Source organism: Myxococcus guangdongensis (genome assembly GCF_024198255.1).
GTDB classification, from domain to species: Bacteria; Myxococcota; Myxococcia; order Myxococcales; family Myxococcaceae; genus Myxococcus; species Myxococcus guangdongensis.
The window spans coordinates 315,963-335,745 of the sequence record NZ_JAJVKW010000007.1 but is presented as its reverse complement, the minus strand read 5'-3'; the positions used below and the strand labels follow the sequence as shown (position 1 = coordinate 335,745).

Annotated in this window: 15 protein-coding genes; 5 read left to right on the top strand and 10 right to left on the bottom strand. The window is 67.5% G+C overall.

Features of this window, described 5'->3' with window-relative positions; translation table 11 throughout:
* Positions 1-56 precede the first annotated feature (56 nt).
* Positions 57-1,082: a terpene synthase family protein gene (locus LXT21_RS23215; protein WP_254040355.1), complete on the bottom strand. Its 1,026-nt coding sequence runs from the start codon at positions 1,080-1,082 to the stop codon at positions 57-59.
* 231 nt (positions 1,083-1,313) lie between these two features.
* Here LXT21_RS23215 and LXT21_RS23210 point away from each other — a divergent pair, with 231 nt between their 5' ends.
* Complete coding sequence (locus tag LXT21_RS23210; RefSeq protein WP_254040354.1) at positions 1,314-2,510, top strand: cytochrome P450; 1,197 nt, start codon at positions 1,314-1,316, stop codon at positions 2,508-2,510.
* Positions 2,511-2,579: 69 nt separating this feature from the next.
* On the opposite strand, the gene LXT21_RS23205 is transcribed toward LXT21_RS23210, so the two are convergent.
* The 3 genes from LXT21_RS23205 to LXT21_RS23195 form a co-directional block, all read right to left on the bottom strand.
* Positions 2,580-3,095, bottom strand: a complete 516-nt coding sequence (locus LXT21_RS23205; protein WP_254040353.1) for a gamma carbonic anhydrase family protein — start codon at positions 3,093-3,095, stop codon at positions 2,580-2,582.
* Between the two features lie 4 nt (positions 3,096-3,099).
* Positions 3,100-4,488 (bottom strand): tRNA (N6-isopentenyl adenosine(37)-C2)-methylthiotransferase MiaB, encoded by a 1,389-nt coding sequence (gene miaB / locus LXT21_RS23200; protein ID WP_254040352.1) that lies wholly within the window; start codon positions 4,486-4,488, stop codon positions 3,100-3,102.
* 73 nt (positions 4,489-4,561) lie between these two features.
* Positions 4,562-5,089 (bottom strand): hypothetical protein, encoded by a 528-nt coding sequence (locus tag LXT21_RS23195; protein WP_254040351.1) that lies wholly within the window; start codon positions 5,087-5,089, stop codon positions 4,562-4,564.
* 198 nt (positions 5,090-5,287) lie between these two features.
* Between LXT21_RS23195 and LXT21_RS23190 the strand changes: the two genes are divergently transcribed.
* The gene (locus LXT21_RS23190; protein WP_254040350.1) at positions 5,288-8,323 is read left to right on the top strand and encodes an HYR domain-containing protein; all 3,036 of its coding nucleotides are present in this window, start codon (positions 5,288-5,290) and stop codon (positions 8,321-8,323) included.
* 104 nt (positions 8,324-8,427) lie between these two features.
* Complete coding sequence (locus LXT21_RS23185; protein ID WP_254040349.1) at positions 8,428-9,390, top strand: bifunctional helix-turn-helix transcriptional regulator/GNAT family N-acetyltransferase; 963 nt, start codon at positions 8,428-8,430, stop codon at positions 9,388-9,390.
* A gap of 85 nt (positions 9,391-9,475) precedes the next feature.
* On the opposite strand, the gene LXT21_RS23180 is transcribed toward LXT21_RS23185, so the two are convergent.
* Together LXT21_RS23180 and LXT21_RS23175 are read right to left on the bottom strand one after the other, a co-directional pair.
* Positions 9,476-11,632: an AAA family ATPase gene (locus LXT21_RS23180; protein WP_254040491.1), complete on the bottom strand. Its 2,157-nt coding sequence runs from the start codon at positions 11,630-11,632 to the stop codon at positions 9,476-9,478.
* Between the two features lie 686 nt (positions 11,633-12,318).
* Complete coding sequence (locus tag LXT21_RS23175; RefSeq protein ID WP_254040348.1) at positions 12,319-13,662, bottom strand: cytochrome c peroxidase; 1,344 nt, start codon at positions 13,660-13,662, stop codon at positions 12,319-12,321.
* Between the two features lie 444 nt (positions 13,663-14,106).
* On the opposite strand from LXT21_RS23175, the gene LXT21_RS23170 reads away from it, so the two are divergent.
* Together LXT21_RS23170 and LXT21_RS23165 are read left to right on the top strand one after the other, a co-directional pair.
* Complete coding sequence (locus LXT21_RS23170) at positions 14,107-15,150, top strand: sensor histidine kinase (protein ID WP_254040347.1); 1,044 nt, start codon at positions 14,107-14,109, stop codon at positions 15,148-15,150.
* Positions 15,147-15,929, top strand: a complete 783-nt coding sequence (locus tag LXT21_RS23165; protein WP_254040346.1) for a LytR/AlgR family response regulator transcription factor — start codon at positions 15,147-15,149, stop codon at positions 15,927-15,929. The genes LXT21_RS23170 and LXT21_RS23165 overlap by 4 nt, the downstream gene beginning before the upstream one ends.
* Before the next feature lie 2 nt (positions 15,930-15,931).
* On the opposite strand, the gene LXT21_RS23160 is transcribed toward LXT21_RS23165, so the two are convergent.
* The 4 genes from LXT21_RS23160 to LXT21_RS23145 form a co-directional block, all read right to left on the bottom strand.
* Positions 15,932-17,329, bottom strand: coding sequence for a vWA domain-containing protein (locus LXT21_RS23160; protein WP_254040345.1), 1,398 nt, complete (start codon positions 17,327-17,329; stop codon positions 15,932-15,934).
* A complete protein-coding gene (locus tag LXT21_RS23155; RefSeq protein ID WP_254040344.1) occupies positions 17,329-18,630 on the bottom strand; it encodes a class I SAM-dependent RNA methyltransferase in 1,302 nt (433 codons plus the stop codon). The genes LXT21_RS23160 and LXT21_RS23155 overlap by 1 nt, the downstream gene beginning before the upstream one ends.
* 36 nt (positions 18,631-18,666) lie before the next feature.
* On the bottom strand, positions 18,667-19,050 hold the full coding sequence (locus LXT21_RS23150; protein ID WP_254040343.1) for a TIGR02266 family protein: 384 nt from the start codon (positions 19,048-19,050) through the stop codon (positions 18,667-18,669).
* Positions 19,051-19,119: 69 nt separating this feature from the next.
* Positions 19,120-19,776, bottom strand: a complete 657-nt coding sequence (locus LXT21_RS23145; RefSeq protein WP_046713814.1) for a CoA transferase subunit B — start codon at positions 19,774-19,776, stop codon at positions 19,120-19,122.
* Positions 19,777-19,783 lie beyond the last annotated feature (7 nt).

Here is a 19,783-nt window from a genome sequence, read left to right as displayed (position 1 = left end):
TGCCCATCCCTCCCCCTGGTGCTGTCTCCGTCCGCGCTGGAGGGACCACCGGTCCTTCACGACGACTTGGCGCTCCCTTTCGGAGCGTTGTGCAGCACCTCCCACGGCCACGTGCGCTCCGAAGACCAGAGCTCGTCAGTCGAAGAATAGCGGGCGGTCTCATAGGACCAGTCCAGGTTCCCCCGCATCCAGTTCTTCATCGCCGAGATGCCTCGGTCGATATAGCTCCAGGCCGTGACTGTCTGGGTTCCTTGTCGCATCCGCGACTCCGCCTCTTGAAAGGTCCTCACCCGATCCGCGATGAGGCCCGCCGCCCACTGCGTGGCGGTGGACTGGTCACAACCTTCGTCCCGCATGCGGAGCAGCACGACATTGTGCATTTGCCCCACTGCGGCCTCCTTCGTGGCGGAGCAGATGTCGTTGGCAATCACCACCACGTCCGTGCTCATCAATCGCATGGTGACCATGGGCTCACTGCCATGGAGTTCCGGGGGGATTTCGTAGCCCGACGCGGGTTCGCAGAGGTCCAGGGCGGGCGCGAAGCCAATGGTGTGCCGCCGATTGTCCAGGTAGCTCGCGAGATCGGCGGGTCCACCTTGCAACCGATCCAACGCTTCTCGCTGATACGATTGGAAATATCGCAGAAAGTTCCCGGCGAAGCGCTCCGCCCAGGTCTCGCTCATCCCTGAGATTGAACGGCCCCACAGATCAATCCATGAAGAGCAGAGGGGCGACGAAGGATGGCGCAGAGGTGTACCCGTCTGCACCGCGGACAGGAACTCCTCCAGGACAGCGTGGGTCGCTTCGAGATCTCTCCCCAGCGGCCCATCGAATTGGTCGTCGAAGACGAAGAACCAGGCAATCCACTCGTTCGCCAGATCGAGGCCTGCCCCGCGAGCATCACAAAACACTCTCGCGGAAAGCAGGTCGGTACGCATCTTGTCATAGGTCCACAGGGCGTCATGCCCGACGACGAGCCCGTGAAAAGCCATCCACCGAAGCGTGGTCGCGCGCGATGCTTCCCTGTCGGGACTGAGACCAGGGAGAAAAGGCAGCTCGACTCGAGGCGTGCTCGTTTGCATGTTCCCAATCTATCTCATCCATGACCGACAGGTGTCGGCAGCAGCCATTTACTTGCATGAGCCGGATTCGTCGGTCATGCGGGCTTGGGGTGCGGGACAGTCTATGGATGAGTGCGGGTCACTCCCCGCGTGATTCGTGGTGGGTTGTGTTGCCTGTTGCTGGCTTTGTCTGTATTTGTTCAACTTCATATTCCCAAGTCATCCACCCGAGACTGTGGAGGTCGCACGCTGATGAGCACCCGTCTCAACTTCCTGTCGCGTGAGTTCATCGAGGACCCCCATCCCCATCTCGCGGAGCTCAGGCGCCAGGGGCCTCTCGTCCAGGCCGACCCGGGTGGAATGTGGGTCGTTACCCGCTATGACGAAGCCCAGTACGTATTCAGGTCGAGCCAGCTCTTCTCTTCCAGTCAGTTGCGCCTGGCCTTCGAGCCGGAGTGGCTCGGGAAAACCAACCCCTTCGCCACGTCCCTCCCTTTCATGGACCCGCCCCAGCATGGGCGGATGCGAGCACTCCTCAGCCAGGCCTTCACGCCGAAGGCCTTGGCGCCACTGGAGGCACGCATCCGCGTGCTCGCCCGGGAGTGCGTGTCCCGCATGATGCGTGAGCGAGAAGTCGAGTTCATGGATGCCTTCGCCGCCCTGATCCCCTCCTCCGTCATGGGTTGGCTCCTCGGGTTGGATGCCTCCTTGCGCGGGCAGCTCAAGCGCTGGACCTACGACATCATGACCATCGGTGGTGTCCTTCCCGGGGACACCGCACAGATGGAGCAGAGCCGCCACACCATCGATGAGCTGACGAGGTATTTCCAGGAGGTGCTGGAAGACCGACGACGGTCCCCAGGCGAAGACATGGTCAGTGACCTGCTTCGAGCGCGAGTCGACGGAGAGGCCCTGACGGACGAAGAGCTGACATCCGTCTTCTTCGCGCTGCTCGCCGGCGGCTTGGACACGACGACCCACCTGCTTGGACAAAGCGCCCGGATACTCGCCCTGCATCCAGAGTTGCTGTCCCGCCTCCGCGAGGACTCCGCCCTTGTACCTCGCTTCGTCGAGGAGGCCCTTCGCTACGAACCCGTTGGCATGCTCACGTTGCGTGTGTGTCTCGACGACGTGACGCTGGCTGGAGTCTTCCTGCCGAAGGGAACGACGGTGGCGGTATCGATGGCCTCCGCGGCGCGCGACGAGAAACACTTCCCGGAAGGCGACAGGTTCATCCTGGAGCGCAAGGGGTCGCCGCACCTCTCCTTCGGCCATGGGCTCCACTATTGCCTGGGCGCGGTGCTCACCCGGATGGAGACACGTGTCGCCCTTGAGGAGCTCGTCTCGCGCGTGAGCCGGGTGAAGTTGCGTACGGAGCGCATCGACTGGACACAGGCCCTCATCACCCGTGGGCCGAGGACACTGCCCGTCGAACTGTTCCCTGCCTGAGTGGCAGTCGCCGCGGAAGCGGCGACAACTCATTGAATTTATTGAGCTGTAGAGGGACAGGCCGGCGAGTCAGCGGCTGGCGCGGTACTCGGAGGCGATGTGGACGTAATGCTGAGCGGACAACAACAGGAACTCCCGCTCTTCCGGAGTCACCGCGCGCTTCACCTTGCCGGGAGAGCCCACCACCAGTGAGCCGGGGGGAATCTTCGTCCCGGGCGTCAGGAGCGTCCCCGCGCCGATGATGCAGTCGTCCCCCACCTCCACGTCGTCCAGGAGGATGGCGCCCATCCCGACGAGCACGCGGTTGCCCACGGTGCAGCCGTGCAACACGACGTGGTGCCCCACCGTCACGTCGTCACCGACGACGGTGCTGGAGCGGCCGCCGGTGACGTGGATGAGGGACAGGTCCTGGATGTTGGTGCGCTGGCCGATGCGGATGGGGTTCACGTCCCCGCGCATCACCGTGTTGATCCACACCGAGGAGTCCTCGCCCAGGTGCACGTCGCCCACGACCTGGGCGGAGTCGTCCACGAAGCAGCTCGGGTGGACGGTGGGCAGCACGCCGCGAAACGGCCTGAGCGCCATGGCTTCAGGCCTCCGCGACGACGTGGAACGGCGAGTCGGGACGCGGGACGGGCAGCGGCTCCACGGTGGGCAGCTGCAGCACCGCCACCTGCTTGCCGGCGAGCTGGTTGGGCGTGGAGCGATCCACCTTCACCGTGACGAAGGCGCCCGCGGGGGCGTCGCCGTCGAAGTTGACGGTGCGGTTCTCCGGCGTGCGGCCGAAGCGCTTGGCGGCGTCGTAGCGCGAGTGGCCCTCCACCATGACCTCCACCTCGGTGCCCACGAGCGCCGCGGTGGTCTCCGCGCTGATGCGGCGCTGCAGCTTCTGCAGGCGCTCCAGGCGGGCGATCTTCACCTCGTGCTCCACCGGGCCCCAGTCCTTCTCCCGCAGCGCGGCGCCCGTCTTGGGGCGCGGGCTGTAGATGAAGGAGAACTGGTTGTCGAAGCGGACCTGCTCGGTCAGCTTCATCGTCATCTCGAAGTCCTCCTCCGTCTCGCCGGGGAAGCCCACGATGATGTCGGTGGTGACGGCGATGCCCGGGCGCGCGTCGCGCAGCTTCTGCAGCCGCTCCAGGTACTGCACCACGGTGTAGTCGCGGCGCATCATCTTCAGGATGCGATCACTCCCGCACTGCACGGGCAGGTGGAAGTGCGGGGCGATCTTGGGCTGCGCGCGGAACGCCTCGATGAGCTCGTCCGACAGGTCATGCGGGTGGCTGGTGGTGAAGCGCACGCGCTCGATGCCCGGCACCTCCGCGCAGCGCAGGAGCAGCTGCGCGAAGGACACGCCGCCCAGGTACGAGTTCACGTTCTGCCCGATGAGCGTCACCTCACGCACGCCCACCTTGGCCAGCCCATCCACTTCCTGGAGCACGTCCGGGAAGGCGCGACTCACCTCGCGGCCGCGCGTGTGCGGCACGATGCAGAACGAGCAGACGTTGTCGCAGCCCTTCATCACCGTGACGAACTCGGTGACCTTGCCGCGGGACGTCTCCGGGTCGGCGCGCGGGAAGACGTACTCCTCGGAGTCCACGAAGGCCGTCTCCACGACGCGCGCCCGCTCCGACTCGACGCGGCCGATGATGTCCGGCAGGCGGGCGATGTTGTCGGGGCCGAACACGAAGTCCAGGTACGGGACCTTCTTGATGAGGCGGTCCTTCTCCTGCTGGGCCACGCAGCCGCCCACGCCGATGAGCGCGCCCCGGCTGGCCTTCACCGGCTTGTAGCGGCCCAGCGCGGACAGCATCTTGTCCTCGGCCTTCTCACGGATGGAGCAGGTGTTGAGGATGATGAGGTCGGCGTTCTCCGGCACCGGCGTCGGCTCGTAGGACATCTTCGCCAGCACCTCGCTCATGCGGAGCGAGTCGTTGACGTTCATCTGGCAGCCGAAGGTGTGGATGAAGTAGCGCTTCATGGGATTTCTCTGAGCAAGAACGTGCCCTTATGCGACGGCCGGGCGTGGAAATCAACCGAACCGGGGACCGCGGTCATCCCTGGCTGAGCAGTCCGGTCATCCGGGTGTGGAGGTCCACCAGCCGCGCCTCGTGCTCCTTGAGGAGCGTCAGGGTGTCCTCCCCGTAACGACGGGCCAGGGCGTCCGTGGCCCGCTCCTGTTTGACGAGCTCCCCGCGCAGGCGGGTCGCGAGCTCGTCCGTCTGGGGGCTCGCGGGCTGGGACTCCAGTTGACGCAGCTTGTCGTCCAGCTTGCGAGCCGTCCACCGGCGGCCTCCGAAGGCGCGCAGGAGGGACACGCCCTGCTCCAGCGTCTTGGGGTTCAGGCCGGAGGACTCCTGGGCCAGGCGGTGGGCGGTGGCGAGGGCCTCGGCGCCGGGGTCCGCGCCCACATGGGAGAGGAAGGCTTCCTGGTAGCGCACCAGGGCGTCGAGCAGCGCGGCGTCCACGCGGGGCGTGGCCATCCGGAGGGTCCGGTCGTCCGCCGCGGAGAGGTCGGTGGTGTGGACCTCGCGGTTGGGGACGTCCTGGTAGCCGTTGTCGTCGAAGAGAGAGGGGGCCATGGGCGCTCCTGGGGAAATCGCGGGGATGTGTAACAGGGCCCGGAGCGCCACGGTAGACTCGTGGCTCGCCGGGCCCGGGTGGGGGCGTGTCGGTCGAGGGCTCGCGAAGCAGGTCGGACCCTCGTCTCCTCTCCCCTCGGCCGACCGGAACCCGGGGGCGGTTGCGTATCAGGCGATATGACTTCTTGGACAGCACCCGTGGTGGGTCGGTGGTGGTTGTTGGGTCTTCTGGGGGCCCTGCCCGCGCGGGCCGAGCCGGTGCGGCTGGTGGATGTGTCCACCCCCTCGAGCAACGTCCACACGGGGCCCATGGGGCTGACGGCGATGGAGGGGTACGCGCTCTTCTTCGGGGAGGACTCGCTCGGGCTCTATCGGACCGATGGGACGCCCGAGGGGACGAAGCTGCTGCGCACGCTGGCGTGGCGATACGAGCCGCTCGGACCCGACAACTCCGGATGGCGGTCTCCGCCGCGCCTGGCGGTCCTGGGCTCGCGTGCCTGGTGGCGAGGCACCGAGGGACTGTGGACCACGGACGGCACCCCCGAGGGAACGCGCCTGGTGGGGAGCCTGGGGCTCGCGGAGCTGCCGACAGCGCCCGTCTCCTTCGGGGGCGCGCTCTACTTCTCGGCGGGTTCGCGGCTGTATCGCTCGGATGGCACGGTGGAGGGGACGCGGGAGCTCGCCGGGCTCGCCGTGAAGGACCTGGGCGTGACGACCGCCGTGGAGGTGGGGGGCCAGCTCTTCTTCAGCTGTGCGTCGGAGGCGTCGGGTCTGGAGCTGTGCCGGACGGATGGGACCTCCGCGGGCACGGCGGTGGTCGCGGACCTGGTGCCCGGAGCCAGCGGTGGCGCACCTCGGCTGCTGGGCGCGGTGGCGGGCCGGGTGCTCTTTTCGGCGAGCGCGGGGACGGCGTCGAGTCCGCGTCGGCTCTACGCGAGTGACGGCACGGCGGCGGGCACCGTCCTGCTGCACGCCTCCGCGTCGCTGGGGGATGATGGCGTGGAGGTGCCGTTGGGAGTCCAGGGGCTCGCGCAGTCCCCCACCCTGTTGGACGGCGCGGCGTACTTCCCCTGCGCGAGCGCGGCCACGGGCGAGGAGCTCTGTCGCACCGAGGGGACGGCGGAGAGCACGACGATCCTGGACCTGCATCCGGGCACGGCCTCCACGTCGCCGCGCAAGCCGGGCGTGCTCGCGGGGAAGCTCGTCTTCCAGGCGTGCTCGAGTCTGGGCGCGGGCAATGGCCTGGCGTGTCGGCTCTGGTCCTCGGACGGAACGGTGAGCGGGAGCGAGATCGTCTGGGGCGCGCAGCCCTTCCCGGGAATCGAGATGCGCGCCGGGTTGGCCGCCGTGGGGAACAGCCTCGTCTTCTACGGTCAGTCCGCGGGACGACCGAGCGCGCTGTGGAAGACGGACGGCACGCGGGATGGAACCGGTGAGCTGTTGCAGCTCGCGTCCGTCGAGCAGTTCGTCATTTCGGACCTGCGGCGGGACGCGCTCGTGTTCGGAGACAAGCTGCTCTTCCCTGGCAGCGATGGGCAGCGGGGGCTGGAGCTGCACGCCACGGATGGCACGCAGCAGGGCACGAACCTCGTGACGGACCCCACGCCGAAGCGAGGCACGGGTCGGGTCATCGACATGGTCTCGCTCGACGAGCGGCTCTACGTGACGGCACATCTGCTCGTGGACCAGCGACTGATGCGACTGGACGGGACGACTTCGCCCAAGAACCTCCACTTCGCGACGAACAGCCTCAACAATTGGATTGAGATGGCCCCCTTCCAGGGGCAGGTGCTGCTCTCCACGGCCTCGGGACTGTGGGCCACGGACGACAGCGCCACGGGCATCCACCACGTGACGCGCGACGTCTCGTCGACGCGCATCATCCCCGGCGGAGACAAGGCCTTCCTCACGGTGGGAGGACAGCTGTGGCGCACGGACGCCACGCAGTCGGGGACCTGGCGCATCTCGGATGCCCCCGCGAGCGTGTCCGAGCCGTCGTACCTCCACGGGAGCCTCTGGTTCAGCGGCAAGACGCAGGACGGTCGCCTGGAGCCCTGGACGACGACGGGAGAGCTCGGCTTCACGCGCAAGCTCAAGGACATCCACGTCGCCACGGGCGAAGGTGGCTCGGCTCCGCGCGAGTTCACGGCGCTGGGCGCGTTGACGTTCTTCTCCGCGAAGGACGAGGCCGGACGCGAGCTGTGGAAGTCGGACGGCACCACGAGCGGCACGGTGCGCGTGGCGGACCTCCGCCCGGGAGAAACCGGCGCATCACCCGAGCAGCTCTTCGCGTGGAAGGACCACCTCTACTTCTGGGCGACGGCGACGGAAGGCGCCACCACGTTGTGGAAGACGGATGGGACGGAGGCGGGCACGGTGTCGCTGCGCGCGGCGACGCTGCGGCGTCCGGCCATGTCGACTGGATTTGACGACGCGAGCTTCGTGGCGTGGGGTGACCACCTGTTCTTCGGCGGCGCGGACGCGGAGGGTGGGCGCGAGCTGTGGCGCACGGATGGGACGGAGGAAGGCACGGTGCGCGTCGCGGACCTGATGCCCGGAGTCGATTCATCGCATCCGAACGCATTGCTGCTGGCGTCCTCGGAGGGCCCGTTGGTGTTCACGGCGCTGGGGCCCGCGACGGGGCGTGAGCTGTGGAGACTGGATTCACCCACGGGTGCGCCGACCCTGCTCGCGGAGATGATTCCAGGGCCGCGGGGCTCGAACCCGAGCCACCCCACGATGGTGGGTTCGACGCTCTACTTCCAGGCGGACTACGGCCAGGGCATGACGGTCTACAAGCTCGCGGGCCTCATCCCGGACACCTTCCCGCCGAGGGTGAGCTGTCCTCCCAACCAGTCCACGCAGGCGACGAGCACGCGAGGCGCCGAGGTCAGCTTCGAGCAGGCCACGGCCTACGACGACTCGGGCGAGGCGCTCACGCTCGACTCCAGCCACGCCTCTGGAGCGACGTTCCCGGTGGGCACCACGGAGGTGACCTTCACGGCCACGGACTCCCCGAGCAACGAGGGCACGTGCAGCTTCTCGGTGACGGTGACGTCGCAGCCGGACGCGGGCCCGTCCACGCCGGATGCGGGAGGTCCCCCGCCCACGGAGCCGCCCGCCGACGACAGTGGCTGCGGCTGCCAGAGCGGCGCCTCCTCCCTCCCCTGGGCGATGGCGTTGTTCGGGCTGCTCGGACTGTCTCGCCGTCACTCCCGCGTGACGCCCAGGTAGTCCCCTGTCGCAGGCCCGGTCGTCCGCGCCCCGCCGCAAAGCCGACTTGCAATCCGTTGGGTATATAGCTAGCTATATATCGCGCTATGGATTGGAGGCACGGCATGGAAGTCGATTTCCTCGCGGGGCTTGGCGTGGGTTTTCTGGGCAGTCGTCTCAAGCGTCTGGCGGAGCGGATGCAGGCCGACGCGGGAGAGGTGGCCCGTTCATTGGACCTGCCGGTGATGCCCGCGCAGATGTCGTTGTTGATGACGCTGCGGCTGCACGGGCCGATGACGGTGGGCGAGGTGGCGGAGCGCCTGGGGGTGGCGCAGCCGACGGTGACGCGAGCGCTCGCGGCGTTGGAGGAGTTCATCGAGACGCGGCGCTCGCCGGACGACCAGCGCGCGAAGATGCTGGCGCTGACGGCCCAGGGCGAGGCGTTGTTGGCCCGGGTCCAGACGCAGCTGTTGGCGCGCATCGAGCCCGCAGCGGCCGCATTGGTCGAGGGCCTGTCGGGTGACTTCATGCAGGGCCTGGCGAAGGTGGAGGCGCGGCTGGCGGAGTCCTCGATGCTGAAGCGGGTGGAGGCCGCGGGGCCGCCCGCGATGTGGGTGCGGGATTTCTCCGATGACCAGGCGGAGGCCTTCCATCGCATCAACGCCGAGTGGATCCAGGAGATGTTCAAGCTCGAGGAGAACGACCTCGCGCTCCTGTCGAAGCCGCGCGAGTTGATCCTCGACAAGGGCGGCGTGGTGCTGTTCGCGGAGACGCCCAAGTTGGGCGTGGTCGGCACCTGCGCGCTGATGGTGTCGAAGGACGGCTGGGTGGAGCTGACCAAGATGGGCGTGCTGAAGAGCGCCCGGGGGCTGAAGGTCGGCGAGTTCCTGCTGGCCAAGACGCTGGAGCGGGCGTCCAGCCTGGGCATGGACCAGATCTACCTGCTGACGAACAAGAAGTGCGCGCCGGCCATCCACCTCTACGAGAAGCTGGGCTTCGTGCACGACGCCGAAATCATGCGGCGGTTCGGTGCACGCTACGCGCGCTGTGACGTGGCGATGTCGTATCAGCCGAGGGGCCGTTCGTGAGCGTTGAAGCCAATCGTTCGTTGGTTCCACGGCCGTTCGGGAGGAGGCCGGGCCTCCCATCCAGGGAGCCCGGCTGCCTGGCACATCATCGTCCGCAGTAACGGGCCTTCTCCTCCTCGAAGGACGTCAGCGCTTCGGGCCGGATGGACCGCGGCCCGTCGGCCAAGGCCCGCACGACCGCGTCGGCTTGAATGATGATGGAGACAACCGTTGGCGCCCTCATGGAGCGCCCGCCTCCCATGGCCACGCGTACCTGGTTCGTCGCCACCTGGCTCACGGCGGCCTCCAGGTCCGAGCCGCTGAAGGCTTGAGACTTGGACGCATTGGCGCTCATCACGGGCCCCAGGAGTGGCAGCAACGATTCTCGGGACGGGATGGACACCTGAAGCTGCGGCTGCTCCAGCGACACCCGTTCGAAGCGCTTGAGGTAGAAGTCGAGGATGTCCGCCGCCGCGTCTCGGTCCGGCGGGCCCACGGGAACAAAACTGCCGAATCTCCCAGTTCGCAGGACCGCGCCGTCCAGTGCGTCGATATCGTTCGTTGTCGCCACGACGATGCGGCCCAGTCGCGAGACCCTGTCGAATTGGACCAGCAATTCGTTCACGGTCGACTTCTCATCGGAGTGCATCTGCCCGACCTGCCGGGACCTGGCGATGGAATCGAATTCGTCGATGACGAGCATCCGACGGTCCCGCTCGGCGAGCCAGTTGAACTGCTCACGGACGCGAATCTGCCCCCACCCGATGTATTCGCCACGAAGGTCCGAGGGTGCGAGGAGCCGGACCTCTTGATCGAGCTCCCCCGCGATGGCCCTGGCCATTCGTGTCTTTCCACAACCGGGCGGTCCGAAGAACAAGATGCCCGGAGAACGGGAGAGGCCCCTCAGCCAACGGGAGTGTCTCTCGGGCCAGATGACCTGCTCTTCGATGCGTTGACGCAGCTCCGCATATCCCGCGATGTCTTTCAGCTTCAGGGTCTCCGCGCTCGGTGGGCGTCCCTGCTCGGAGACGAAGTCCTCGGTAGCGACTGCTTCAGGTGACTCCACGTCAGGGGCACTCTCCGCGAGGCGCACCCCTTCGAGTTGCATCCAGACCTGCTCCGCGCCGGGGATCAGCACGCGTCCGTCCTCCCCCAACTGGATGGCGATGTCCGCGAGATAGGGGCCAGCCCAAAGGAGCGCCTCGTTGGGCACGACGAGCGTGAAGGGCTTGTCTCGGCGCCTGGCGAGGACCTTCTGATGGATGAAGTGCTCCATGGGGCCTGATCCCCGCATGCTCTCGACTTCGAAGTCTCCCTGGTCCTCGACCACCAGGTCTATTCTCCGCTCCCCTTCGCTCCCTCGGCCGGTCGAGACCTCGAACTCCACCTTCACGTCGGGGTCCTGGTCGATGAGCCAATGCGCCAACAAGGACTTGAGCGCCAGCGCGGTCTCGCCCTCGGTGCTTCCCCGGAGCTTGGAAGGACTCTTCCGTGAGAACATCTCTCCTACGTACGTCGAACCTCTCGCGAGCAACTGTTCGGAGGACTCGCGTGCCCAGACCGCCAGCCGCAACGGCGACATCCTGGACGACGATACGTTCCTGGCGTCCTGCTGGGGCATTCCGCCAACAAGGTAGAGGACCCTTTCAACCAGGGTTCTGCACGCCTCGAGCTCGGATGCTCTTTCCGGTGGGTCGAACTCGAACACTGCCCCAGGCCAGTTGGCCTTGAGGCGCTCGAAGTCGTTCGGGAGCTCCGAGTCACGCCGGACGGTGATGAGGTTGATGCTCCGAGGCGTCGTCTGTAGCTGGCTCGATGAGTCGTCGATCGATGTAGGAGACAGGTACGTCTGAAGCAAAGCGGAAGAGCCGATCCTCACCGTGGCGTTCTCGTCCGTGGAGGACCTCCAGACGAAGCGCTGCGCCGCGCGGAAGGCCCAGGACATCAGGGCCTCCCAGGTGGGCCGGAGCCATCCCGTGTCCGCGGCTGCATCGGAGAGATGAAGAATGCACAGCAGAGGGTCCCGTTCCGTCATCGCGCGCAGCAGCGCGATCTCTCGATGTGGCGCCAATCCCAAGGCCTGGGTCCACGAAGGTGATGGAAGAGAGACCTGCTTCAGCCGGGTCGGCTCGGGATCGACCTCGGACTCTTTCTCGTCGGGCTTGGGAAACTCGAGCAAGGTGAGCCAGAAGCGCGCATCTCGCTGTTCACTGTCGTCCTCGGTGTCGATCTTCAATCCCGCGCGCGCGAGTTGCTTGCGCACCTTCTCCAAGGACCCGCTGCGCATGCGTCCCGTGGAGTATCCGAACCGGGACACCAGATCAGACAGCGGCGACGTCCCCGTGAGGCTCAGCTTCGTGCTGAAGAGGGTCGACGCCTGGCGCGCTTCCGACATGGCCTCAGCGAGGGCTTGCACCTCGTTTCGTGGAATCGTCTCGCGTTGGCCACGCTCGGGCCAGCGAACGACGATGTTGGTGCGGTCGTGGCGTTCGACGATGCCCACCTCCCGCGTCCTGCGGTGGATGACCGTGTCTCCTGTGATGACGCGCATATATCCCCCCAGCCTACCAGCCCCATGGGACTCTCACGTGCCATGGATTGGGCGCGTGAGCTCGAGGCATCATGAATGCGTGAGGCTCTCAAGAATCCGAGGCGCGTTCCTGCTTTCAGTGCTTCTGTCATTGACGTCGTGCGCGACCTCACAGTCGCCTACGACCCAAGGGACGCCCACCACCAGCGCGCTGGTGCCCGCGAAGCCTGAAGCGGGTCTCTCCATTCCCCGGGTACCTCCGGCCCCGGCCCTCGGCGACGTGTATGTCGAGCAGGCCCGGGCCGTTCTCCAAGGGGTAGTGGGTGCCGTTCCACTGGGTGCGGAAGGCCGCCTTGCCCGACTCGTTCTCCACCACCAGCTTCCCACCTCCCTAGGCCGCGGAGTCCCGCGAAGGTGAATCAGAGGCGACGCAGGAACGCGATCAGATCGCTCTTCTGTTCGGGGGTGAGGGACTCGGGTGGGCCCTCGTGTTCCGGTGGATGGATGGGTGGTAGGTCGAGGCTCTCGAACCGTCCCAGGACGAACTGACTGTAGAAGTCGACCACCTTGTGCAGCTCCTCCGCGCTGTTGTCGTGGAAGTACGGCGCCGTGCGGCCGATACCCCGCAGTGTCGGCACGTCGAACGCCTCGAAGTCGTTGGGATTGCCGGTGATGGCGGCGCGGCCCGGGTCCGAGGAGAAGAACTGGGGAATCCGGTTCGGTCCCACGATGGGGTTGCCGTTCGCGTCGAACTCCGGCTCCAGGTCCGACAGGTCTCCTCCCTGGAACGGCGGCGGTTTCGGCGGGAGATCCACGAGCTTCTGCGTGCGTGAGCTGTCTGTGTAGAAGCGGTAGCGGTAGCGCGGGAAATCGACGGACTTGGTGAAGATCTCGGACTCCGGGTCGACCTGCCCCAGGTACGTGACGAGCGCCGAACCGATGTTCATGAACCCGTCACCCGGAGTGGCGAGCACCGGCGTCGGCGGATCGGTCGCGGGCACCTGGTACAGCACCGTGCCGTCCGGCCTGAGCGATGGGAACAGGGCATCATGGACCACCCGGTTCGAGAGGGTCGCCTTGGTGGCACCGCCATGGCACGCGGCACACGCCGCCGCGTAGACCTCCCTACCCCGCTGTTCCGAGGTCGACAGGCTCAACCCGTCCTCCACGTCGGGCAGGCCCGAGGGGTCGGCTCCGCTCGCCAGCTGACCCGCGACGATGCGGGCCCGGTCCGACGTGAAGAGGTCGCGCTGGAAGGTGGCGATGCGCGCGAGTTCGCTCGCTGACGCCGTACCACCCTGACTGTGCGAGATGATGGCGGCCTGTGCCTGTTCCTCCAGCGTCGCCACGCGTCCATCGAGTTGGAACGGCGCGCTCATCGCGGTGTCGGCCACGGAGGGCACGGACCGCCATACCGACATCCGGCGATCGGCAGGCGTCGTGACGTTGCCCTCGTCGTCGATCAAATCCAGGGTGTCGGGCAGCGTGAGCCACACGCGCACGAGCCCCTTCTTCAGGTGCTCGTAGGTCAGCGGACTGGCCGTGGGGTCATCGGCATCGATGGCGTTGAAGAGCGGGTCGTTCGGGTTCGTCTCCCACAAGCGCGCCACGTGAGCCGGCGTCAGCGTGAAGTGGTCCTCCGGCACGTGACAGGTGGCGCAGGCGCGGCCGTTGGTTCCGGGGAATGGCTGCTCGAAGAGCTGCTTCCCGGTGAGCGGGGCGCGCGACGGAGGGTCCTCCTTGTCACCGCGGCAGGCCCCCATCGCCACCAGCGCGACGGCACCGAGAGCACGGAGTGAAGAATGACCAACGAGGCTCCGGCGACGTGCGCCGGTAGGCCATGGGCGCGCTCGACGAAACGGAAGTGGAAGCATGCGGTGTCCGCCTGTTGAAGGGAGGTGGCGCATGGGCAATCTCACTGGGCGCGAGGTGTTTCCATTCACTCCCGACGAGCTGTCGTGGGCCCGCGACGACTCGCGCTGCTGGACCGACGAGCCGCGAAGTCCGGCTGGTGTTGACGGTCCCCAAATCATGGGACCGACGAGCGGTGCTGTGTATGCGACGAGCCGTCGTGTGGTTCGTACGAACCGGGCGCGCAGGGGGGCTGCGTTGCCAAGCATGCGGCACGGGCCTAGCCTGGACACCTCGTGAGAAGCCCCGTTGCGCAGCCTCCGATGCTCTTCGTGCGTCGGCGTTGGATGGTCGGCATGGCCTTGGCCGTCGGTGTGGGCCTGCTGCAGACCGCCCCTGAGTTCCTCGACGATGAGGGCGTCGAGAGCATCGCGCTCAGGTTCCTGCTCTGGGTTCTCGAGACACCCCTGCAGTTGCTCGCTCTGTCCGCGACGTTCAACCACGGCGTCAAGCGAGGGCACGGTACGACGAGGGCAGTGGTCGCCAGCCTCGTCGTCGCCGTGGTCATCGGAGCGCTCTTCGCCCTCTCCTTCGTGTTCGTGGTGGAGGGGGTTCTGGGAGTCGAACTCGACGAGAAGGGACAGCTGTCACTCCCGCTGGCCGGGGCCTTCGGCGCCATGGTGGGTCTCTTCATCGCGGGCATCTGGGGGATTTCCTTCGTGTCCCCGCATGTGACCGAGCAGGCCCAACTCCGCGCGCTCGAAGCGGAGCAGCTGCGCTTCGAGGCCGAGCAGCTCCGCGTCTCGTCGGAGCTGGCGCGATTGAGGTCTCAGCTCGAGCCGCACTTCCTCCTCAACACGCTGAACACGATTGCGGGGCTGGTGACGCAGAGCCCACGTGAAGCCCGGCGGTTGATTGGATGTCTCGGTGACCTGCTCCGAGACTCGCTCCAGGGGCAGGACGAGATGCAGACGCTCGACCAGGAGGTCACGTGGCTCCGGCGCTACGCGGAGATCCTCGAGTCGCGCCACGGGGATGCGCTCCGCTTCGACTGGGGCATCCCTCCGGAGGCCAGCGGCGTGCGGTTGCCGACGCTGTTGTTGCAACCCCTGGTGGAGAACGCGGTCCAGCATGGTGCCCTGTGTCGGGCCGGCGGTGGGCGCGTGGTCGTGAGTGCCACGCTCCAACGCATGGGGACTGGGGCGAGGCTCGTGTGCACGGTGACGGACAACGGCCCCGGCCTGCCGACGGGTGATCCACGCTCGGGTGCCCTCGGTCTGCACGTGGTGCGTCGCCGGCTGGAGCTCCGATGCCCCGGGTCGGTCTTCCGGATGCAGTCGTCGAGCGAAGGGACCGCGGCTGTCATCGAGGTCCCCGTGCCCTCGGAGGAGGCGTCATGAGCAGCGAGAGCGGCGAGAAGCTGCGCTCACTCGTCGTCGAGGACGAGTGGGCCGCGCGGAACTACCTCGTCGAGCTCCTGGAGGGCTCCAACCTGGCCCAGGTCACGGGGGCCGTCGGGTCGGCGGAGGAAGCAAGAGAGCTTCTGCTCGGAGACGGGCGTCATGCCTTCGATGTCGTGTTCCTCGACATCCGCCTCTCCGGCGGCCGGAACGAGGGCTTGGAAATCGCGCGAGCGCTCTCGACCCTGTCGAGTCCTCCCCTGCTCGTGCTCGCGACCGCGTTCAGCGCCCACGCACTCGAGGCCTATGACCTGGGAGTCGCCGACTACCTGCTCAAGCCCTTCACCGAGCAGCGGGTCGAGCAATGTCTCCAGCGACTGCGGGCACGCCGTCCGAGGTCGCAGCCCTCAGGCCCCCTGCGCATCGCGGCGCGGAAGCAGAAGAGCCTGGTCTTCTTCGATCGCGACGAGGTGTGGGCGTTCGAGGCGGCGGAGCGGTTGACCCGGGTACACACCGCCCGAGGAATCTTCGACGTCGACCTGTCGCTGTCCGCCATCGAGGCGTCTTTCGGTCAGGCCTTCGCACGGGTGCACCGCAACTGGCTGGTCAACGTGACGCACATCAAGGAGCTCGAGCGCGACAGCGAGACCCGGGTCTGGGTGGGCGACGGATTGGTGGCGGATGGAAACGGCATCCATGTGCCTGTCGCGAGAGAACGTGCGCAGCAACTGCGCGACATGTTGCTCGCGAGCGCGACAGGGGTCCGGCGCAAGACCTGAACTCACGCCGGGACGAGCTGGTCCGCGATGCGCGCCAGGTCCGACACGGAGGTCACGACCACGGCCTGGTGACAGTGCTTCTCGTACGTGAGCATCTCGCTGTCACCGATGCCCCAGTTGCCGCGCTCCTCGGGGCAGATCCACAGCACGCGCTTCGCCTTCCGGCGCAAGTCCTTCAACGCCCAGACGTTGTTCGCGTTGTAGTTGTTCCGCCCATCCCCAATCACCATCACCGTGGTCCGCCGGGTGATGCTGCCCAGGTGGTCGCGGGTGAAGTCCGCCAGCGCGCGGCCATAGTTCGAGTTGGCGCTCAGGGACACCGTCTTCCCCGCCGTCGCCATGTCGATGGCCTCGTCCACGTCCAGGTCCTTGAAGTACTGCGTCACCTCGCCCACGTCGGACACGAAGACGAACGAGCGCACGCGCACGAACAGCGACTGCATCGTGTGCATGAACAGCAACATCATCCGTGACGCGTTCCGGACCGAGTCCGACACGTCACACAGCACCACCAACTCGGGGCGCTCGGGCCGGCGGCTGCGGAACTGGGGCACCATTGGCACCCCACCCCACGTCATGTTCCGACGCAGCGTCCTGCGCACATTCAGCGCCCCCTTGCGGTGCGAGCGCTGCCGGCGAATCAACCGACTGCGCAGCTTCTCCGCCATCGTGCGCACGGCGGACTCCATCTGGTCCACCTCGGCCTGGGAGAGCAGGTGCAGCGGCTTGTCCTGCGCCGTGTCCGTCCGCCGCCGGATGCGAGCCTCCGCCTGCCGCTTCACCTCCTGCCGCGCGGCGTCCTCGATCTTCCGCATCGCCGCCGCCACGTGCCGCGAGACGATCTCCACGCCCTCCGGCGCCAGCCCACGCGCCTTCAGCTCCGCCTCCAGCGACTTCATGTCGGACCGGGCCTTGTCGATGCCCGCCCCCGCCAGCATGCGCCGGGCGAAGAACCCCGCCTGCAGCGGACTCTCCAACTGCGACAGGTCCAACTGCAGCGACGCCATCCGGAAGATCTGCGCCAGCCGCGCCCTGTCCCCCTCCAGCACCGCCTGCGCCAGCGGCGACATCTCCGGCAACAACAGGTTCATCTGGTAGGTGACCATCTTCAACAGGTCCCCATCCAGGTAGCCCTCTTCCTGGAGCTGCGCGGCCAGAGACTTGTCGATGGCCTCGAACGTCGCCGCCGCGCCCGAGAAGAAGAAGTCGAACGCGCGGTTGAACGTGTCCACGTCCAGCTCGCGCTTCACCAACGTGGTCCGCAGCACTGCCCGGAACAGCGCCCGGTCCGTCAGCCCCACCTCGGCCGTCGCCTTCAGCGCGTCCTGCACCTCGGACGTGCTCACTCGCACGCCGTTCTGCCGGAGCACCTCCGCGAACTCGACGATGCGCGCGTCCATCAGCCCTGCCCCATCCGCTCGAAGGACATCACCGCCTCCACGTGGTGCGTCTGGGGGAACATGTCCACCACCTGCAGCGCCACCGGCCGATAGCCCGCCGCCACCAACCCCGCCGCGTCCCGCGCCAGCGAGGCCGGGTCACACGCCACGTACACCACCCGCCGAACCCCCAACGCCACCATCCACTTCGAAAGCCCCGGAGCCCCCGCGCGAGGCGGGTCCGCCAGGCACACGTCGAACCGACGCCCCTCGGCCACCAGCCCGTCGCAGACCTTCCGCGCATCGCCCTGCACGAAGCGGACGTTCCCCACCCCTGCCTCACGGGCGCTGCGCTGCGCCAGCTCCACGCCCACCGGGCTCGACTCCACCCCGAGCACCGACTGGACGCCCGCCGCCAGCGGGAACGTGAAGTTGCCGTTGCCCGAATACAGCTCCAGCACCGACTCCTCGTCCCGCCCCGCCAGCTCGAAGATGGCCGACGTCACCAGCCCCACGTTCGCCTCCGCGTGCGCCTGGGCGAAGGCATCCGGCCGCAGGTACAGCGGCACCTCCGGCCGCAGCGGCGAGAGCGAGCGCAGCACCGGCTTGCCCACCAACCTCGGCGAGCCCTCCTTCGGCACCAGCACCGCCCCCTCCATCCGCAACGCCCGGACCGCGCCCTCCGCGGCCTCCAGGTGCCGCGCCGTCACCGGCCCCGTCAGCGTCACCGCGAAGGCCGCCTTGTCGCCCTCGGCCAGCAGCAACACCTCCTCGGTGTCCTTCGCCAGCGGCTTGAGCAGCGGCACCAGCTTCCCGGGCAGCGCCGTCAGCACGGGCGTCAACGCGCCACACTCGGACACCGCCAGCCGCTCATGGCTGCGCCGGCTGAAGTACCCCAGCGAGCCCTTGCCCGCCGGGTGCAGCACCGCGCGCCGCCGGTAACCCCAGTCCCGAGGCGCCACCATCAGCGGCCGGACGGTGAAGTCCTCGCGCCGCAGGTGCCCCAGGTGCTCGAGCGTCGAGAGGACGATCTCCTGCTTTGCCTCACGCTGCGCGGACTCGGCGAGCCCCAGCCAGTCACACCCGCCACACTCCCCGGCCAGCGTGCAGGGCGCCTCCCGCCGCGAGGGCCCCGGCGTCACCACCTCGCGCAACACCCCGCGCAGCACCCGTCCTTGCGTCTCCAGATGCACGCGGACGGTGTCGCCCGGGAACGCGCCCGGGATGAAGACCGTGCGTCCCTGCCAGGACGCGACGCCTTCTCCGAGCTGCCCGAGGCGCTCGATGACCAGTGGAATGGGTGTCTCGGGGAGGGGCAGCATGCAGGCGCTCGATGGGGCGCCCTCAGGTGGGCCGCCCTACTTCCGGGTCGCGTCCGACGGGAGCTCCGAGCGCAACCGCTCCACGAACTCGCCGATTCGCGACCGCTTGTCGTCGTCAACGTCCAGGAACTCCACCGCCATCCCCGGGGACTGCGAGGTCGCGGCGCCGAGCGCGTTGGTGCGCGTCACCCGGCCCTTCAACTCCACCGGGAAGTGCGCCCCCGGCAGCGTCACCAACAGCTTCACCACCGTGTCCACCGGCAGGGGCTTGTCGGTGTTGATGTAGAGCCCGCCTCGCGACAGGTTGACGGCCCAATCCGTCACGAACCCCGCCACGCTCCGGTACGCCACCGGCAGCTCGTACTCCACCCGCGGCGCACGGTGGTCGATGGGGTTCTGTTTCTCCGAGGTGTCGGCCATTCGAGGGGCTCCGCGGGGGGAAGTCGTCCATACCACCCTCCCCCAGCGGCGCACCTTAGCCTCGGTCGCTCAGACTTTCATCTCGCGCACGTCCGGGGCGATCTTCAGCTTGGGCTCGGTGAGCTTCTGCACCAGCTCCACCGTCACGCCTGGGGCCAGCTCACGCAACACCAGACCCTCCGGCGTCACGTCGATGTAGGCGTGGTCCGTGACGATGTGGTGCACGCACTTGAGGCCCGTCAGCGGCAGCGAGCACTTCTTGAGGATCTTCGGCTGACCCTCCTTGTTCGCGTGCTCCATGGCCACGTAGATGCGCTTGGCGCCCACCGCCAGGTCCATGGCCCCGCCCATGCCCTTGATCATCTTCCCGGGGATCATCCAGTTCGCCAGGTCCCCTTCCTCGGAGACCTCCATGGCGCCCAGGACGGCCATGTCGATGTGGCCCCCGCGGATCATCCCGAACGACAGCGCCGAGTCGAAGAACGACGCGCCCTTCACCGTCGTCACCGTCTCCTTGCCCGCGTTGATGAGGTCCGGGTCTTCCTTGCCCGCCTCGGGATAGGGGCCGATGCCGAGCAGTCCGTTCTCCGACTGGAGCACCACCTCCACGCCCTCGGGGATGTAGTTGGGGACGAGCGTGGGGATGCCGATGCCCAGGTTCACATAGAAGCCGTCCCGCAGCTCCTGGGCGATGCGCTTCGCAAGCTGTTCACGAGTCAGTGGCATGGGGTCC

Bases quoted from the DNA above. Each gene is read 5' to 3' on its own strand.
- LXT21_RS23215 (WP_254040355.1), bottom strand. From the start codon at position 1,082: ATGCAAACGAGCACGCCTCGAGTCGAGCTGCCTTTTCTCCCTGGTCTC.
- LXT21_RS23210 (WP_254040354.1), top strand. From the start codon at position 1,314: ATGAGCACCCGTCTCAACTTCCTGTCGCGTGAGTTCATCGAGGACCCC.
- LXT21_RS23205 (WP_254040353.1), bottom strand. From the start codon at position 3,095: ATGGCGCTCAGGCCGTTTCGCGGCGTGCTGCCCACCGTCCACCCGAGC.
- miaB (WP_254040352.1), bottom strand. From the start codon at position 4,488: ATGAAGCGCTACTTCATCCACACCTTCGGCTGCCAGATGAACGTCAAC.
- LXT21_RS23195 (WP_254040351.1), bottom strand. From the start codon at position 5,089: ATGGCCCCCTCTCTCTTCGACGACAACGGCTACCAGGACGTCCCCAAC.
- LXT21_RS23185 (WP_254040349.1), top strand. From the start codon at position 8,428: ATGGAAGTCGATTTCCTCGCGGGGCTTGGCGTGGGTTTTCTGGGCAGT.
- LXT21_RS23175 (WP_254040348.1), bottom strand. From the start codon at position 13,662: ATGGGGGCCTGCCGCGGTGACAAGGAGGACCCTCCGTCGCGCGCCCCG.
- LXT21_RS23170 (WP_254040347.1), top strand. From the start codon at position 14,107: ATGGCCTTGGCCGTCGGTGTGGGCCTGCTGCAGACCGCCCCTGAGTTC.
- LXT21_RS23165 (WP_254040346.1), top strand. From the start codon at position 15,147: ATGAGCAGCGAGAGCGGCGAGAAGCTGCGCTCACTCGTCGTCGAGGAC.
- LXT21_RS23160 (WP_254040345.1), bottom strand. From the start codon at position 17,329: ATGGACGCGCGCATCGTCGAGTTCGCGGAGGTGCTCCGGCAGAACGGC.
- LXT21_RS23155 (WP_254040344.1), bottom strand. From the start codon at position 18,630: ATGCTGCCCCTCCCCGAGACACCCATTCCACTGGTCATCGAGCGCCTC.
- LXT21_RS23150 (WP_254040343.1), bottom strand. From the start codon at position 19,050: ATGGCCGACACCTCGGAGAAACAGAACCCCATCGACCACCGTGCGCCG.
- LXT21_RS23145 (WP_046713814.1), bottom strand. From the start codon at position 19,776: ATGCCACTGACTCGTGAACAGCTTGCGAAGCGCATCGCCCAGGAGCTG.